At 56.0% G+C, this 16,220-nt stretch carries 16 protein-coding genes; 6 read left to right on the top strand and 10 right to left on the bottom strand.

Going from position 1 to position 16,220, the window contains the following annotated elements; translation table 11 throughout:
• The first annotated feature begins 9 nt into the window (after positions 1-9).
• A complete protein-coding gene (gene tolC / locus ACWAU4_RS03130) occupies positions 10-1,326 on the top strand; it encodes an outer membrane channel protein TolC (RefSeq protein WP_144191551.1) in 1,317 nt (438 codons plus the stop codon).
• A gap of 70 nt (positions 1,327-1,396) precedes the next feature.
• On the opposite strand, the gene ACWAU4_RS03125 is transcribed toward tolC, so the two are convergent.
• Genes ACWAU4_RS03125 through ACWAU4_RS03115 form a run of 3 tightly spaced genes read right to left on the bottom strand, consistent with a single transcriptional unit; the run spans position 1,397 to position 3,586 of the window.
• Entirely contained in the window at positions 1,397-2,134 is a 738-nt protein-coding gene (locus ACWAU4_RS03125) for a TIGR04219 family outer membrane beta-barrel protein (protein ID WP_025009357.1), read from the bottom strand.
• Positions 2,135-2,137: 3 nt separating this feature from the next.
• Positions 2,138-3,109: a DUF2333 family protein gene (locus ACWAU4_RS03120; protein WP_025009356.1), complete on the bottom strand. Its 972-nt coding sequence runs from the start codon at positions 3,107-3,109 to the stop codon at positions 2,138-2,140.
• Between the two features lie 12 nt (positions 3,110-3,121).
• Positions 3,122-3,586, bottom strand: a complete 465-nt coding sequence (locus ACWAU4_RS03115; RefSeq protein ID WP_071239108.1) for a copper chaperone PCu(A)C — start codon at positions 3,584-3,586, stop codon at positions 3,122-3,124.
• Between the two features lie 52 nt (positions 3,587-3,638).
• On the opposite strand from ACWAU4_RS03115, the gene ACWAU4_RS03110 reads away from it, so the two are divergent.
• Positions 3,639-4,379 (top strand): enoyl-CoA hydratase, encoded by a 741-nt coding sequence (locus ACWAU4_RS03110; RefSeq protein ID WP_025886877.1) that lies wholly within the window; start codon positions 3,639-3,641, stop codon positions 4,377-4,379.
• A 62-nt stretch (positions 4,380-4,441) separates the two neighbouring features.
• Here ACWAU4_RS03110 and ACWAU4_RS03105 read toward each other — a convergent pair whose 3' ends face one another.
• The 6 genes from ACWAU4_RS03105 to ACWAU4_RS03080 form a co-directional block, all read right to left on the bottom strand.
• Positions 4,442-4,816 carry a hypothetical protein gene (locus ACWAU4_RS03105; protein ID WP_129585965.1) on the bottom strand — a complete coding sequence of 125 codons (375 nt, stop codon included), beginning with the start codon at positions 4,814-4,816 and terminating at the stop codon, positions 4,442-4,444.
• Complete coding sequence (locus ACWAU4_RS03100) at positions 4,813-5,007, bottom strand: PspC domain-containing protein (protein WP_025009353.1); 195 nt, start codon at positions 5,005-5,007, stop codon at positions 4,813-4,815. Before ACWAU4_RS03100 ends, ACWAU4_RS03105 begins: the two co-directional genes overlap by 4 nt.
• Before the next feature lie 127 nt (positions 5,008-5,134).
• A complete protein-coding gene (locus tag ACWAU4_RS03095) occupies positions 5,135-5,434 on the bottom strand; it encodes a hypothetical protein (RefSeq protein ID WP_025009352.1) in 300 nt (99 codons plus the stop codon).
• A gap of 243 nt (positions 5,435-5,677) precedes the next feature.
• Entirely contained in the window at positions 5,678-6,661 is a 984-nt protein-coding gene (gene dusA / locus ACWAU4_RS03090) for a tRNA dihydrouridine(20/20a) synthase DusA (protein ID WP_083390389.1), read from the bottom strand.
• A gap of 132 nt (positions 6,662-6,793) precedes the next feature.
• On the bottom strand, positions 6,794-7,438 hold the full coding sequence (locus tag ACWAU4_RS03085; protein WP_208125477.1) for a response regulator transcription factor: 645 nt from the start codon (positions 7,436-7,438) through the stop codon (positions 6,794-6,796).
• 26 nt (positions 7,439-7,464) lie between these two features.
• A complete protein-coding gene (locus ACWAU4_RS03080) occupies positions 7,465-9,276 on the bottom strand; it encodes a sensor histidine kinase (protein WP_208125476.1) in 1,812 nt (603 codons plus the stop codon).
• Between the two features lie 214 nt (positions 9,277-9,490).
• On the opposite strand from ACWAU4_RS03080, the gene dsrO reads away from it, so the two are divergent.
• From dsrO to ACWAU4_RS03060, 4 genes are all read left to right on the top strand, one after another.
• Complete coding sequence (gene dsrO, locus ACWAU4_RS03075; protein WP_101059263.1) at positions 9,491-10,234, top strand: sulfate reduction electron transfer complex DsrMKJOP subunit DsrO; 744 nt, start codon at positions 9,491-9,493, stop codon at positions 10,232-10,234.
• Positions 10,224-11,297: an NrfD/PsrC family molybdoenzyme membrane anchor subunit gene (gene nrfD, locus ACWAU4_RS03070; protein ID WP_101059262.1), complete on the top strand. Its 1,074-nt coding sequence runs from the start codon at positions 10,224-10,226 to the stop codon at positions 11,295-11,297. The genes dsrO and nrfD overlap by 11 nt, the downstream gene beginning before the upstream one ends.
• Positions 11,297-14,407, top strand: a complete 3,111-nt coding sequence (locus tag ACWAU4_RS03065; RefSeq protein ID WP_101059261.1) for a tetrathionate reductase subunit A — start codon at positions 11,297-11,299, stop codon at positions 14,405-14,407. Before nrfD ends, ACWAU4_RS03065 begins: the two co-directional genes overlap by 1 nt.
• Before the next feature lie 181 nt (positions 14,408-14,588).
• Positions 14,589-15,056: a chemotaxis protein CheX gene (locus ACWAU4_RS03060; protein WP_028779668.1), complete on the top strand. Its 468-nt coding sequence runs from the start codon at positions 14,589-14,591 to the stop codon at positions 15,054-15,056.
• Positions 15,057-15,112: 56 nt separating this feature from the next.
• Here the strand turns inward: ACWAU4_RS03060 and alr are convergent, their stop codons facing one another.
• Entirely contained in the window at positions 15,113-16,189 is a 1,077-nt protein-coding gene (gene alr, locus ACWAU4_RS03055; RefSeq protein WP_071239116.1) for an alanine racemase, read from the bottom strand.
• Between the last annotated feature and the right edge of the window lie 31 nt (positions 16,190-16,220).

The following is a 16,220-nucleotide window of genomic DNA, read 5'->3' as shown; positions in this document are numbered from 1 at the left end:
GGACAGCCAATGAAATTCAAGATCCGCACTTTATGCGCGGCGTTAACGCTCGCAGTTTCTGCCCCGGCCGTTCAAGCCGACGATTTACTTCAGATATATCAGCAGGCATTAACCAATGATCCAGTGGTACTCCAGGCCAAGGCCCAAAGAGACCAGTTGTATGAGAAAATTGAAGAGAATCGCGCACCACTGCTGCCAACCATCAGTGCCAATGTCGGTTATGACAAAGCCTGGAACGATCCCAGTGCCGACACCAGCGGCCTGACAGGTGCGATTAAACTTAACCAGGTCATCTATGATCATTCTGCCTGGGTCGGTTTGAGCCTGGCGGAGAAAGCTGCATCACAGGCCGATGCCGTCTACGCCTCTGCCCTGCAGACACTGATCACCCGAGTAACAACCGCTTACTTTGACGTGTTGGCCGCCAAGGACAACTACGAGTTCAAAGGCGCCGAGAAGCGTGCCATCGAGCGTCAGTTGGAACAAACCAAACAGCGCTTTGCCGTTGGTCTGACAGCCATTACCGATGTTCATGAAGCTCAGGCTCAGTATGATCTGGCGACCGCCGATGAAATTTTGGCAGAGAATCAGTTGATCAACAGCTATGAAGCCCTGCGTGAAATCACCGGCATAGATCACAAGAGCATCGACATCCTGGATACCAACCGCTTCTCTGCGGCCAGCCCAACCCCGGCAGTGCCAGGCGATTGGCTTAAGATGGCCGAGACCAACAGTGTCGACCTGCTGACCCAGCGTATCGGTAAAGATATCGCCCAGGAAACCATCAGCCTCTATAAGGCCGGCCATATGCCGTCTCTAAGCCTGAGCGCCGGTTATACCAAAGGCCTGGAGCAGGAAATCGGCAGCCAGAGCCAACCTGACTTCGATAACGGCACCGTTGGGGTTAACCTCAGTGTACCTATCTTTGAAGGTTTCAAGGTCAGCTCTCAGGTGAAACAGGCGCAATACGCCTATGTTGAAGCCAGCCAGAAGCTGGAACAGACTTATCGCCAGGTAGTCAAAAATGTTCGCAACAACTTCAACAACGTTGGTGCTTCTATCAGCTCCATCAAGGCCTATGAGCAATCAGTGCTCTCTTCCGAAAGTGCATTGAAAGCCACTCAAGCCGGTTTTGAAGTGGGTACCCGTACCATAGTTGACGTGCTGAACCGTACCCGGGATCTGTATGATTCCAAGCGTCAGCTGTCCAACGCCCGTTACGGCTATATCAAGTCGATATTGGCGCTGAAACAAGCCACAGGCACCCTGAATGAAGATGACGTCATCTCAATCAACAACGGCCTGACAACTCCTGCACAGCAGTAAGCTGAAGCTTAACCAATAAAAAAAACCGCCAACTGGCGGTTTTTTTTGTGGCTAATCGACTGAAACGGAATTAGAACACCAGTTCAACACCGGCAAAGAAGCCGTCAAACTGCATATTACTGCTCATGCCGTTGAAGCCGTTCACGTCAAATTTAAAGTCGCGGTAGCCGGCACGTACCCGGGTATCCAGCGCCACGCCATCAAACTCCCAGCCCAGACCTACTTGGTAGTCATAGACACTGGATTCATTGATACCGGCCAACACATCGGCAAAGGCGTACAAGCCGAAGAAAGGCAGGCCAACCTCGGCATTGGCATAACCCATGACCACACCGCTGTCGATATCACGCTGCTCAGGATGCCCCTTGTCTGCCACCCGGAAAGAACCATCCATCAACTTGTAGGCCCCACCCACATCCAGAGAAACCAGATCATTGTCCAGTAGCTCATAGTAAAGGATAAAGTCTGTGTTGCTCAGGTCGGCCGTAGCATACACATCACCGCTGAAGGTGTGGCCGTTGAAACTGAAGTTGGCATTGCTCATAGCGCCATCTTCTTTCAGGCGGTTTTCGCGGATCTTCAGGTTGGGCAGCAGTGGCACAGGGTGCTCAACGCTGAACCAAAGGCTGTACTGGGCGGAAGAGTCATAGTTGAACTCCTGCTGCGGCTGGCCTTTCTCGGCGAAAGTACCGCTGGCATCTCCTTTCCAGTAATCGGCGCCTACCTTAAAGCCTACGACTGTTGCTGCCTGGGCGGAGGTCGCCATCAAAGAAGCCAGCAAGGCTGTCGCCAATAAAGTCTTTTTCATAAATTAACCCTGTGAAAGCAAGTTGGTTAAATCAATCACCGCGGCATTGGCGCGGGACACATAGTTGGCCATCACCAAGGAATGGTTGGCCACCAAACCGAATCCGGAACCATTGAGGATCATTGGGCTCCAGACTGTTTGCTGAGTCGCTTCCAGTTCACGGATGATCTGTTTGAGACTCACTTCGGCATTCTTTTTCTTCAGTACGTCAGCAAAATCGACCTCTACCGCCTTCATGAAATTCAGCAAGGCCCAGGCAGAGCCTCTGGATTCATAGAAGACATCGTCTATTTGCCACCAGCTGGTCTTAATCTGCTGGCTCGCCAGGTTGGGGGTCGACTGACGGGCGGCACTGTCACCGGCCAGATCGGTATTCAGCCTCTCCTGACCAACACTGGCGGCCAGACGCTGTGACATGCTGCCCAAACGCTTCTGCACTTCTTTCAACCACTCATTGAGGTTATCGGCGCGGGCATAAAACTGGGCATCCGGGTTATTGGGATCCATCATCCGCGCCCGGTAAACCTTCAATAGCTTGATGGCATCGCGATACTCGCTCTCGGCACTGGGCACCAGCCAACTGGTATGCTCGATATTCAGCTTGGAATGTGCTTCCAGCAGATCTTTGTCAGCGGTGGACTGAGACTGGGAGCGGCTGAACTCTTTACGCATGATCAAGGCGAGATCCCGCACCTGTTCCAGGGCACCGAATTCAAACGCCGGCATGTTGTCCATCATCACAGAAGGCGGCATCATGTCGTTGGACAACCAGCCTCCTTGCTTATCCAGCAAGGTCTCCATGGTTTCGATCAAGGCGCTGGTAGTGGCATAACCTGTGATTTTCTCGCCCTTTTCCGATGTCATCACCTTGGGCGTCAACACTTCGGGTTCAATACTCCACCAAACACTGATGCCGTATGCGATAACGAACACTATGACCGCTGCACCGACACCTTTTTTCCATGTCATTTGCATCCCGGGTTCTCCTTAATGATGGTGATGATGCTCTTGGGCTGCAGGAGCATCATTGGGGGATTTTACTTCGAGTTCGATATTGAGGGTTTCACCATTGGCAAAACTGAGTGTCATAGGCACTTTTTGCCCCAGCTCTAACGGTGCCTTGAGGCCCATGATCATGATGTGATCGCCGCTGCTTTGCAGCGTCAACTGGCCATGCTCAGGCAGCGGGAAAGCCGCCACATGGCGCATTTTAACCAGGCCATCTTCTTCAATCAGGGTATGCAGCATGGCTTCACGGGCCACAGGGGTGCTGGCAGAAACCAGCTCAGTCGCCGCGCCATGGTTGCTGAGTGTCAGATACGCCGCCGTATTGGGAACAGAAGCGGGCATGGCCCGGATATATCCTTGTTCGAGCATTATGTTCGAGGCGAAGGCGCTGGCACTGATGCCGGCCAGCAAGATAACTTTAAACAGTTGTTTGAATATCGCCATCTATGTCTTAAACTCCATGTAAAACCCATTTCGTCAGCAAAGGAAACAACGAATGAGCACGATTCAGGTTCAGGATGAGCAGGGTGTACGCATCATACGTTTTAACCGTCCGGATAAACGTAACGCCCTCGATCTCGATATGTATAAGCAGCTTACAGAATACCTGATCCAGGGGGAAGCGGACAACGAGATCCGTGCCTTTCTGCTGACAGGCAGTGAAAACTGCTTTACTTCAGGCAATGATGTGGCGGATTTTCTCAAGCAGCCGGATCTGGGGCCTAACCACCCTGCGGTGCGATTTCTCTTTTGCCTGCTGGAGCTGAAAAAGCCCTTGGTCGCCGCTGTCAGCGGAGCCGCTGTCGGAATCGGCACCACGCTGCTGCTGCATTGTGACCTTGTCTATGCCGATAACACAGCCCAGTTCCGTTTGCCCTTTATCGACCTGGCACTGGTGCCTGAAGCCGGCTCCAGCCTGCTACTACCTGAATTGGTCGGCTATCAAAAGGCCTCTGAACTGCTGTTGCTGGGCGAAAGTTTCGATGCCGAAACGGCGCTGGATCTCAAACTCATCAACCGCATGTTGAGTCCGGTGGAACTCTTCCCTTATGCGCTGGAAAAGGCCAAAGCCCTGGCTTCCAAGCCACCTCAGGCACTGCAACTCACCAGACAACTTATGCGGCCACACAAGAGCCGGGTACAACACCAGATGCATCAGGAGTTGGAACTCTTCGGCCAGCGTCTTCAGAGCGATGAAGCCAAAGCGGTTTTCCGCCAGTTTCTCAACAAAGGTTAGATCATCGAGGCTGAATCCAATGTTGCTGCGGCTGGGCTGACACCAAGCCAGTCGCAGCAACACTACTCCTGCCATTGACTGGACTTGCCTATTCCCCATACTGCCAATGCCAAAACCAGCACGGGCCAAATCATTGCAAAGCCGCTGATAAACATCAGTAATGCCGCAGCAACACAAAGTACACACACCACCGCCAACACACTGAAAGTCATTGCGGCCCACACCAATGCCAGCATCGCGGTTATCAGGGTCAACACCCAGCTCCAGTTCTCGGCATCCAGCCATAAAAACGGGCTACCCCAGATCCCCACTGACATAAACTCGCGGCTGAGCAGAGAGACCATAAGGATCAGTGCGCCGACTATGCTCCATACCAGTAACTGAGACAGCAACCTATATCTTCTGTGCTTGTTTCGACTCTTGTTATACATACTCATTTCACCCACTTGGGCCACAACAGTGCCAGGGCAAAGTAAGCCGTCAACCCGAGCAATGGGTGCATCAGAGTGATGACTGCGGCAACAATTCGGGTCCAGAATACCGACCAGCCAAAACGCTCGGCCATATCGCGGCATAGGCCACAGACGATGGAAGAATTTCCCTTGAGTGTACGTTCCAAATCAAACATAACTGACTCCGATTATCTCGTTAACTGTATCTGCCGGGCACTGCAGGCTAACAACGCCACCAGGGTGTAGCCAAGCAACGGCAGAAACATCAGTAGTGCCAAGGTGCTATTTATCCACATAGGCACCTCAATCGTTGGCTTGGGTCAGAACACTGGTCTCCACGGGTAATTCGGTGATCTGACTCAGGGTTTCTTGAGTCATCTCGTCGCTCAGTTGGGCCACGCTACGCTCCAGTTCCTGTTGCAGGGAGGCCAGCATTTCACGCTTGGCACTGAGCAACATGGTCTGGGCCTGTTGACTCAGGTTCTGTTCAACAGCACTGAGGATAGGTTGAGTAGGCAGTACATCGGCCTGGGCTGAAACACTGGCTGAAGCCAAAACAACGCCAAGAAGCAAAGATTTAATAGTCAGGTTGGAAGTTTTCATGCTTGTCATCCCTTTCTGGTTAAGCTGAACGGGTCAGCGGTCAAGATGACTAATTCAAAGGGCGTGCCAACTGGGAAAAATTTCTATTAAAGATATGATATTAAATGAAATAAAAAATAAAAACGGCCAATCACTAACACAGAATGACTGACCGTAACAGCACAAAAATACAGCAATTTCCTATCTGTTGGTAAAAAGCACTATCACCATAGCGATTTTCACCACTCGGGTATTACAGCAAGGTCAAACTCCGCTGTGCATCATTTCACGAGCCTTAAGCAGCACTTCGATGCCGGCACCCGGCTTGTGGGCATTCTCGCTCAAATGACGGCGCCAACTGCGAGAACCGGGGATCCCCTGATACAGGCCTGTCATGTGTCTGCTGATATGATTCAAGCGGCCACCCGACTGCAGATGAGCTTCCACATAGGGCAACATGGCATCCACCACCTGATCGCGACTCATAACCTGGCTATCGAGGCCAAAGATCTTCTGATCCACCTCGGCCAACAGATAGGGATTTTGGTAGGCTTCACGCCCCACCATCACCCCATCCAGCTGGGCCAGATGGGCATGCATCTCTTCAAAGCTCTTGATACCACCATTGATGCTGATATGCAGGCCGGGAAAGTCCTGCTTCAATTGATACACCCTGGGATAATCCAATGGCGGGATCTCACGGTTTTCCTTGGGACTAAGCCCCTGCAACCAGGCCTTGCGGGCATGGATGATGAAAGTATCGCAGCCGGCGGCACTCACCTTGGTAATGAAGTCACAAAGAAATTCGTAGGAATCTTTATCATCTATGCCGATGCGGGTCTTGACCGTCACCGGAATATCTACCTTCTGGCGCATGGCATCGACGCAATGGGCCACCAGCTCTGGCTCTTCCATCAAACAAGCACCAAAGCGGCCGTTCTGTACTCTATCCGATGGGCATCCCACATTGAGGTTAACTTCGTCATACCCCCTTTGCCGGGCGATTTCGGCGCAGCGGGCCAGATCCTCAACATTGGAGCCACCCAGTTGCAATGCCAGCGGGTGCTCTTCCTGGTTATAAGCCAGATAATCGCCCTTGCCATGCAGTATCGCGCCTGTGGTCACCATCTCAGTGTAGAGCAGAGTCTGACTCGACATCAGCCGGGCAAAGTAACGATAGTGGCGATCCGTCCAATCCAGCATGGGGGCAATGGAAAAACGGCGGTTGGCATCGATAGGGCTTGGCATTAACGGATCCGGTACGCAAAAATGGGCCGCTATTTTACCCTCTGTGGCCATAAAACGACAGCCGCAGATGAATCCCTCTCATAAACCCGAATCAAAGGTCATTCTGTTGTCGCCGAAGACTTTTGACCCGAGTTACTCAAACTCTGTCTCTATCCCGGCATAAATCAACAACATTTCAGCCAGCGAGCTCACCTGCATGCCCTTCATCAGGTTGGATCTGTGGATCTCCACTGTGCGCATGGCGATACAGAGTTCGTCGGCTATTTGCTGGTTCTTATAGCCCTTGGCGATGAGATGCAATATCTCTTTCTCTCTCGGAGTCAGCGCCTGGTAGATGCCTTGCAGCTTTCGGTGTTTGGCGATTTCGGCAGAGTGACTCAGCGCCTTGGTGACCGCCTCGGCCAGGCGAGCGCCATCGGCGGGCTTTTGAAAAAAGTCCACCGCGCCGGATTTAAGCGCATCCACGGCCAGCGGCACGTCGCCATGACCGGTGAGAAAGATCACCGCCAGCGGGCTATTACGCTCATTGAGCAGCTGCTGCAGCTGCGCCCCACTGAGCCCAGGCATACGCATATCGAGGATCAGGCAGCCGGGCTGCTCCAGCAGCTGCGCCTTGAGAAAATGCTCTGCATCTTCAAAGGCCTGCACCTCAAAACCATAGCCTTCCAGCATAAAGCCCAACGAACGCCGCACCGAATCATCGTCATCCACCAGATAGACTGACTGACGCTTGTCATCGGTCGGTGAACTGTTTTGGGCAGCAAATTGTCCCGGCATTTTTCTTTCTCCTTGGCAAAACGGGTTTAAGCCAGCAACACTGTGACCAGACAACCGCCCTCAGGCGGCTGCAGCAGACTGATACTGCCGCCATGGCTCTCGGCGATTTCGCGGCAGATCACCAGCCCAAGCCCCAGGCCATCTGTCTTGGTACTGGTAAAGGCCTGCATCAGGCTCTTGCCGTCCAGTTTAAGCCCAGGGCCATTGTCCTGCACTTCCAGCAAGAGCTTGCCGGGCTGGGATTGATAATCCAGCCGCAGCGAAATAATTCGCTCGGCTTTAGGCTCTTCAGCCAAGGCTTCGATGGCATTCTTAAGCAGATTCAACAAGAGTTGTTGCATGGCGACCGTATCCAGTTGCATGGGGCTTTCTTCGCCGACAATCTGCCAATCGACGCGGATCGCTTGTTTCTCCAGTTCATGCCCCAGCAGAATAAGCGTCTCGCTCAGCAAGGGGCTGAACGGCTGCAACTGCTTTTGCGGCGGGCGCTTTTTCAAAAGCCCCCTGAGCCTTTGAATGATACCGTGAGCGCGGCCCACTTCCGCCTGTATCTGTTCCAGTGCCAGCGGCAACTTGTCCAGTTGCCCCTGTTGCAGCCTGACACTGGCGCCGTGGCAATAGTTGCCTATGGCCGCCAAAGGTTGGTTCAGCTCATGGGCCAGGCTGGCGCCCAGTTCACCGGCCACCGCCGCCCGCTGGGCATGTTCCAGCAGACTGAGGTTTTCACTCAGTTGCCGCTGGGCCTTGGCCAGTTCCCGGCCGCGGCGGCTGAAACTGTATTCGAGCCAGAAGTGATAACCGTTGAGCAGCACCAGCAGCGCCAGCAAGCTCCAGCCCCAATGACTGTGGGCCTTGAGCCACTGCAGCGCCCTTTGCCACCAAGGCGCCTGCAATGGGTGCAGGTCCAGATCCTTGAGCAGCTTATCAATGGCCAGTTGACTGACCGCCGTAGTCCACCCCAGTGAGCCGGACATTTTGGCCGCCTCACTGTCCTCCGGCAGTGCCAACAGGGCCAGGGTCAACTGCTTGGCCAGCCCCTGACCGGCACGGCTGGTCTTGGCCATGGACCAGTTGGGATAGAGGCGGGTCGACACCTCGCAGGCAAACCCTGCCGGCGCCTGGTTGTCCAGTACCCGATAGTGCCCGGCATCGATAAGCCCCTCCGCCGCCATCTGCTCCAATTGGCAGACTGGCACCACGGCGGCGTCTATGCTGCCATCGCGCAGGCGATAGAGCAGATTATCCAGCGGGAATCCCAAAGATTGGATCTCGGCCACATAGCTTGGCAGGTCTATCTGCTTGAGCCGCGCTTCATACACCAAGGTCAGGTAGCCGCCGAAGGCCTGGGTCGAGACTATCCCCAGGCGCTTGTGCCTGAGATCTTGCAGATGTTGCAGGCTGGACTCGCTTCTTACCACCAGCGCCGAACCCACCTGCATCGGCTCACCGGCATTGAGGCGGCTCTTGAGGGTCGCCAGCCAACTTAAGGAATATTGCCGCGCCAACAGCACAGATTGGCCCGGATTGGTGATCACAAAGTCCAGCTCCTGGGCGGCCACCGCCTGCGACAGCTGCTCCAGCGTCAAAGGGTGCAGGCGAAAGTAATATCCCGGGATCTGCTGCTCGAGCCAATTCATGGTGGGTTGCCAGCGGTTGATGCTGTCGCTGTAGCCCCGGGTAGCCAACACACCTATATCCACCACCGCCTTATCGGTCAGCGCTCCAGTTGTCATGGCTGGGCCTGATACCGGCAAAGGCTCAGTCGCTGCCGCAGCTGACGACCAATGGCCGAGCAGTACAGCCGCAAACAGATAACACAGCAGATACAGGGTTCTCATCTCTTGATTTTGGCTCCGGTTAGAAAATCTTGCGGCCACAAGCGGCTGGGTCAGCATCAGTCTGCCCGCCATTCTAGCCTCAATTTCTTGCGCTGGATCAATAGCGGCCCCGATATGTGGAAAACCACTATAGAGACCAAGGGCGCCAGTTGCCGAGAATACAGGCAACAGGAGCCCGGTGGGTTTCCAATCACCGCAAGACTCAGGAGTCTGTATGGACAAGAGTAAACGTCAACTACTGGGGCAAATCGCCGCCATCAGCGCCGGAGCTGCGTTTTTGCCCGTCGCCCAGGCATCGACCGCCAAGCCCCAGGCAACCAGTGGCAAACGCTATGGCATGCTGATCGATCTGCGCCGCTGCGTCGGTTGCCAGGCTTGTACTGTCGCCTGCACCATAGAAAACCAACCCCCACTGGGGCAGTTTCGTACCACAGTCAACCAGTATGAAGTGACCCAAGGGCAGGAAAGCGCCTTTATGATGCTGCCCAGGCTCTGCAACCACTGCGAAAACCCACCCTGCATCCCGGTTTGCCCCACTGGCGCCACATTTCAGCGCCAGGACGGCATAGTGGTGGTCGACAGCCACTGGTGTGTCGGCTGCGGTTACTGTGTCCAGGCCTGCCCCTATGATGCGCGCTTTATCAACCATGACACCAACACCGCCGACAAGTGCACCTTCTGCGCCCATAGGCTGGAGGCGGGCTTGCTGCCGGCCTGCGTCGAAACCTGTGTCGGTGAAGCCAGGATCATCGGCGATCTCAACGATCCCGGCAGCCAAATCAGTCGCATGCTGGCCGAGTACAGAGACGAGATCAAGGTACTCAAGCCCTCAGCCGAAACCTCGCCCTGCGTATTCTATCTGGGGATGACAGCCGCATTTGAAGAAAGGATCCGCGGCGAAGCACCGGTTCGCAGCCTGATGACCGCCACTGGAGAGGAGTTGCACCATGGACATTAAAGAGATCTTGACCCCGGATATCGCCATCACCTGGTTACCCTGGGCGGTGCAGTACTTCTTTATGATGGGACTGGCCTATTCCGCGGTGTGGATTGCGGCGCTGACCATTATCCGCCCCGGCGCCAAAGATAGGCGCCTGCTGACACTCTGCGGCAGCCTGATCCTCAGCACCGCCATTGTGGCACCTGTGGCACTCTTGGCCGATCTGCACCAACCCGCCCGCGCCTGGCACTTCTATATGCAGCTCAGACCGGATTCCTGGATGTGGTATGGCGCCTGGTTACTGCCGCTGTTTATGGCAGCGGCGCTGGCCTTTGCCTACCTCTTGCTGCGCCCTTCCCTTCCGACTCAGCCCAAAGATGGCTGGAGCCGCCTGGGATACTGGTTACGCCTGGGGAACTGGCAAGGCGAGCCCTGGCTCAAGCCTCTGGCCTGGGTTGCCCTGCTCAGCGGCCTGAGCATCGCCCTCTACACCGGCATGGAAACCATGGCCATCAAGGCCAGGCCACTGTGGCACAGCTACTGGCTGCCGCCTCTATTCGCCGCCAGCGCCCTGGCCGCCGGCAGCGGCATGCTGATTTGGCTCAACCGCCTGTTCAATGGCCATAAACAGGAGACCGACAAACAGCTGCTGCTCTGGCTGCGTGGCTCCTTCGCCCTGTTTGCCCTGTTGCTTATCGGCTGGGCTCTCAGTGGCGGCAACAGCGCCAATGAAGCCAGATTACTGCTCGGCGACAGCCCAAGTTGGCAACTGGCCGCTCTCTGGGTGCTGGCCACCCTGGCCTTGTTGGCGCTGCTGCTGGCCTTCAGACATCTGCCCCGCTGGGCCTTGCTGTTTGGCAGCTTTGCCGCCATCCACCTGGCTTGGGGCTTTCGCTGGCTGGTGCTTATCCAGGCGCAGACAGATCCCAAGTATGGCGCCGGCACCTACTTCTATGAACTGCCCTGGGGCCCACAGGGGCTGCTGGGGATCCTGGGTACCTTTGGCCTATGGCTGGCCCTGATCACCCTGATTTCCGAACTGATACGTCAGTCTGCCACCGGACTGAAAGGAGCCGCATAATGGACAAGAGTAAACGCCGTTTTATCAAAGGGGCTGCCATCACAGGTGGTACCGGACTGTTTGTTGCAGGCTACAGCCACACCCTGACCCAGCTGGGCAAAGGCCTGGTCAATGGCAGCTCGGGCAAAAATACCCAAGAAGCGATTCATGGCAACTCGCTGGCACCTGAGCTCAAGGTCGACCTGAATAGTGGCCAACTGAGTGCCAATGACAACCAGCGTCTGGCCAACACCATGTGTTTCGGCTGCTGGACCAAATGCGGGGTACGAGCCCGTATCGATAATGAAACCGACAGCATTATCCGTATCAGTGGTAACCCTTATCATCCACTGTCGGCCCGAGAACACCTGGACTTTGACACCCCGGTGCGCGATGCCCTGGTGTCCACCAGCGCCTGGCAAGAGCAGGGGCTTGCCGGGCGTTCCACCGCCTGCGCCCGCGGCAACGCCATGCTGGAATTATTGGACAGCCCCTATCGGGTAACGCGCTGCCTGAAACGGGTCGGCCCCAGAGGTTCGGGCCAATGGCAGAGCATAGCATTCGAGCAGTTGCTCAAGGAGGTTGTCGAAGGTGGCGATCTGTTTGGTGAAGGCCATGTGGATGGACTCAGGGCGATTCGCGATCTCAATACGCCTTTGGATCCCGCCAACCCTGAATACGGCCCCAAGGCCAATCAGCTGTTGGTCAGCAACGCCTCGGATGAAGGGCGGGACACCTTGATAAAACGATTTACTTTCAACAGCTTCGGCACCCGTAACTTTGCCAACCACGGCTCTTACTGTGGCTTCAGCTATCGGGCCGGTGCCGGCGCCTTGCTGGACGATCTGAAAAAGTACGCCCACTTGAAACCGGACTGGGATCATGCCGAGTTTCTGCTGTTCATCGGCACTTCACCGCAGCAGTCCGGCAACCCCTTCAAGCGCCAGGCTCGGCAACTGGCCAATGCCAGGGTCAACAACCGCAACTTCAGCTATGTTGTGGTTTCGCCCATGTTGCCCAACACCTCCAATCTGGCGTCGGCGCCGGACAATGTCTGGTTGCCGATCCGCCCGGCCACAGACGCCTCGCTGGCGATGGCCATGCTGCGCTGGATCATAGACAATCAGCGCTACAGCGCCGAGTTTCTCAGTGCTCCCAATGCCAAGGCCGCTAAAACAGCCGGTTTCCGCGGTTTCAGTAATGCCGGTTTCCTGGTGCATTCAGACCAGGCGCATCCGAGATACGGCCAATATCTGCACGCCAGCGAATTGGGTTTGGCCTTCAGCGGCAAGCCCTTCGGTGATGAAGACCCCTTGCTGGTGCTGGACGCCGTCAGCGGTGAACCCATGGCCGCCGAAGCCTGCCCCAAGGCGCAGCTCGAAGTGGACCGCAGACTCACAGGACAAAATGGCCAGAGCCTGGCCTGCAAGAGCAGTTTCAGCCTGCTGGCCGAATCGGCCCGGCTCAAGACGTTGGCGCAATACAGCGCCGAATGCGATGTGCCGGTCGATGAGATTGAGGCCCTGGCCAACAAGTTCACCAGCCATGGCAGCAAGGCGGCGGTGATCAGCCACGGCGGCACCATGAGCAGTGATGGCTTCTATACCGCCTGGGCCATCATGATGCTCAACGCCATGATAGGCAATATCAACCAAAAGGGCGGCGCGCTGGCCAAGGGCGGTACTTTCCCCCCCTTCGGCAAAGGCCCACGTTACAATCTGGCCGAGTTTGACGGCATGGTGCAGCCCAAGGGAGTATTCCTGTCACGCTCCCGTTTCCCCTATGAAAAAAGCTCGGAATACAAGCGCAAGCAGCAGGCCGGCGAGTCGCCCTACCCGGCCAGGGAACCCTGGTTCCCGATTTCGGCGCCCATGTTGAGCGAACATCTAACCGCGGCGGTCAACGGTTACCCCTATTCGCTCAAGGCCTGGATCAACCATATGGGCAACCCTGTCTATGGTCAGGCCGGGCTCGGCGCCGCCATAGGCGATAAGCTCAAAGATCCCAAGGTGCTGCCGCTGTTTATCAGTATCGACAGTTTTATCAACGAAACCACGGCACTGTCCGACTATATAGTGCCTGACACCCTCACCTATGAGTCCTGGGGCTGGACCTCGGCCTGGCAGGGCACCATGACCAAGATTGCCACCGGCCGCTGGCCGATAGTCAAACCCAGGGTGGAGCACACAGTGGATGGCGATCCCGTGTGCATGGAAAGCTTTCTTACCCGGATTGCCATGGCGCTGGCCTTGCCCGGCTTCGGTGAAAATGCGGTGCTGGCCCATGATGGCACACGCCACCCGCTGACCCGTGCCGCCGACTTTTCTCTCTACGGCGCCGCTAACGTCGCCTGGTTGGGAGAGAAAGTCCCCGCCATCGGCAAGGAAGATCTCTATTGGTCCGGGGTTGCCAGGATCATTCCCGAACTCAAGGCCCGTCTCGGCGAAGAGGAAGCATCGAGAGTCGCTTATCTCTATGCCCGCGGTGGCCGTTTCGAATCAATGAACAAGGCCAGGGACGCCGAAGGCAACCCCGCCAAGGTCTGGCCCAAGCCGATGATGTTATGGAACCCTCAGGTGGGCAGTCGCCGTCACTCCCAGAGCGGCGAGTTTCTCAGTGGCTGTCCGCGCAGCTATGGTCAACGTCTGGCCGATGGCACAGAACTCAGGCAAGCCTTCGACCGCCAGTCCTGGCCCATGTTGCTGTCGAGCTACAAGTCACACACCATGAGCTCCATGAGTATCGGCTCTGACAGACTCAGGCAGGTGCACCCCAATAATCCGGTGCGGATCAATAAAGACACGGCCCAAAGATTGGGGATAACCACAGGGGATACAGTGAAAATCAGCACCCCCAACGGCAGTGTGCTGGCACTGGTGGAGTGCGTCGCCGGCGTGCACCCCGAGTGCATCGCCATCGAACACGGCTTTGGCCACAAGGAGCTCGGCGCGCGGGCATTCAGCATAGATGGCAAGCAGGTTGCTGCCAATCCGCTGATCCGCGCCGGGGTTAACCTCAACGATCTCGCTGTGCTGGATCCCAGCCGTTCGGGTTCCTACCCTCTGGTGGATTGGGCCAGCGGCGCCTCGGCCCGCCAGGGGCTACCGGCGAAAATCGAAAAAGTCTCCTGAAGCTCGCTCTGTGCCCGGTTTTTATGCCGGGCACAGTTTTTCCGGGCAAGAAATCGCCACAGAGCCCAAGCCATTGTTCTAAGCTAATAAGAGTGTGATCCAGTGGGCGGGAGTGAAACCGCTTATGGATTAGCCTTACGCTATCTGCACTTCCCTAGGCAGCAAGAGGAACAAATCCGGCATGAATGTCACTTTTATCAATCCCTTTCTTCAGTCACTTCTCAATGTGGTTTCCACCATGGCCAACATGCAGTTGACCCCGGGTAAGCCCAGACTCAAGACAGACAACCTGGCCAAGGGCGATGTCTCCGGGCTTATCGGTATGGTGGGCCCGCAGACCAAAGGGTCGCTGTCGATCACCTTTGAACAAGGGCTGATCCTGGAGATAATGCAAAATATGCTGGGAGAGAATCCCGGCAATATCAATGAAGAAGTGACAGATCTGGTGGGGGAAATCACCAACATGGTGACCGGCGGCGCCAAAAATCTGCTGTCGGACAAGGGCTATGAGTTTGAAATGGCCACCCCTGTAGTGGTTTCCGGCATAGGTCACAAGATTTCCCATCAGGCCCAGGGCCAGAAGATCATCATGCCTTTTGTCGCACCCAAGGGCTCGGCTTACATAGAGATCTGCTTCGAGAATCAGTAATGACAAAGGGCGCCTCGGCGCCCTTTATTGTTTGCCAACTCAATGGCATGACTCACTCAATCGAGGCAGACGGCCACTCTGGGAGTTAGCTTGGTCACCAGTTCATAGGCCACGGTTTCGATATGAGCCGCCACCTCTTCCACCGGTAATGCCGGGCCCCACAAGAGGGCATCATCACCGACCGCATCCCGGGCATCCGGCCCCAGATCCACAGTCAGCATATCCATGGACACCCTGCCAACCACAGGCACCCGGCGACCATTGATCAGTACAGGCGTGCCCTCGGGGGCATTGCGTGGATAACCATCACCATAACCTATGGCCACCACGCCGAGGCGGGTATCCCTTGATGAACGCCAAAAACTCCCGTAGCCCACACTCTCCCCGGCCTTGTGCTCGCGCACGGCTATCAACTGTGACACCAGACTCATGGCCGGTTGCAGGTCGTGGTTGGCGCCTCGGTCACCGACAACAGGCGACACCCCATAGAGGGCGATACCCGGGCGAATCCAGTTTTGCTGGCTGCTGGGCCAATAGAGGGCACCGGCCGAGTTGGCCAGACTGCGGTCGCCATCCAACCCGGCGGTGAGCTGGTTGAAATGCTCCAACTGCTTGCGAGTATAGTCATTGTCCGGCTCATCAGCGCAGGCGAAATGGGTCATCAGATTGATGGGCTTGGCCACTTGCGGGCAATCCAGCAGCCGCTGATACACCTCGCTAAACTCGTCGCTGCGAAAACCCAATCTGTGCATGCCGCTGTCAACCTTGAGCCACACAGTTACCGGCTTGTCCAGCTTGGCCTGCTCCAGCATCTGCAACTGCGACTTATGATGCACCACAGTGTCTATGTCATGCTCAACCAGCAGAGGCAACTCAGTGCTGCGAAAAAAACCTTCAAGCAACAACAACTTGGCCGTTACACCACCGGCCCTGAGCTCCAACGCTTCTTCGAGCCGCGCCAGACCGAAGCCGTCGGCACAGCTCAGACTCTTGGCCACGTTCAGCGAGCCGTGGCCATAGCCGTTGGCCTTGACGACAGCAATAACTTTGCTGGCGGGTGCGATCTCACGCAGCCTGGCCAGATTATGTTGCAGCGCCCGGCTGCTAATCTCTGCTCTGGGAAAGGGTTTCAAAGCTTACCTTCAATCTTGGATTGGATGGCGC

It is taken from the genome of Shewanella sp. FeAMO (assembly GCF_053653955.1).
Note: the sequence above shows the minus strand (reverse complement) of the source record. Positions and strands in the feature narration are given on the sequence as shown.

What these genes read in the sequence shown, in the direction of transcription:
- nrfD (WP_101059262.1), top strand. Translation starts at nt 10,224, where the DNA reads ATGGACATTAAAGAGATCTTGACCCCGGATATCGCCATCACCTGGTTA.
- ACWAU4_RS03120 (WP_025009356.1), bottom strand. Translation starts at nt 3,109, where the DNA reads ATGCAAATGACATGGAAAAAAGGTGTCGGTGCAGCGGTCATAGTGTTC.
- ACWAU4_RS03100 (WP_025009353.1), bottom strand. Translation starts at nt 5,007, where the DNA reads ATGTTTGATTTGGAACGTACACTCAAGGGAAATTCTTCCATCGTCTGT.
- ACWAU4_RS03085 (WP_208125477.1), bottom strand. Translation starts at nt 7,438, where the DNA reads ATGCCGGGACAATTTGCTGCCCAAAACAGTTCACCGACCGATGACAAG.
- dusA (WP_083390389.1), bottom strand. Translation starts at nt 6,661, where the DNA reads ATGCCAAGCCCTATCGATGCCAACCGCCGTTTTTCCATTGCCCCCATG.
- dsrO (WP_101059263.1), top strand. Translation starts at nt 9,491, where the DNA reads ATGGACAAGAGTAAACGTCAACTACTGGGGCAAATCGCCGCCATCAGC.
- tolC (WP_144191551.1), top strand. Translation starts at nt 10, where the DNA reads ATGAAATTCAAGATCCGCACTTTATGCGCGGCGTTAACGCTCGCAGTT.
- ACWAU4_RS03110 (WP_025886877.1), top strand. Translation starts at nt 3,639, where the DNA reads ATGAGCACGATTCAGGTTCAGGATGAGCAGGGTGTACGCATCATACGT.
- ACWAU4_RS03060 (WP_028779668.1), top strand. Translation starts at nt 14,589, where the DNA reads ATGAATGTCACTTTTATCAATCCCTTTCTTCAGTCACTTCTCAATGTG.
- ACWAU4_RS03115 (WP_071239108.1), bottom strand. Translation starts at nt 3,586, where the DNA reads ATGGCGATATTCAAACAACTGTTTAAAGTTATCTTGCTGGCCGGCATC.
- ACWAU4_RS03080 (WP_208125476.1), bottom strand. Translation starts at nt 9,276, where the DNA reads ATGAGAACCCTGTATCTGCTGTGTTATCTGTTTGCGGCTGTACTGCTC.
- ACWAU4_RS03065 (WP_101059261.1), top strand. Translation starts at nt 11,297, where the DNA reads ATGGACAAGAGTAAACGCCGTTTTATCAAAGGGGCTGCCATCACAGGT.
- ACWAU4_RS03095 (WP_025009352.1), bottom strand. Translation starts at nt 5,434, where the DNA reads ATGAAAACTTCCAACCTGACTATTAAATCTTTGCTTCTTGGCGTTGTT.
- ACWAU4_RS03125 (WP_025009357.1), bottom strand. Translation starts at nt 2,134, where the DNA reads ATGAAAAAGACTTTATTGGCGACAGCCTTGCTGGCTTCTTTGATGGCG.
- ACWAU4_RS03105 (WP_129585965.1), bottom strand. Translation starts at nt 4,816, where the DNA reads ATGAGTATGTATAACAAGAGTCGAAACAAGCACAGAAGATATAGGTTG.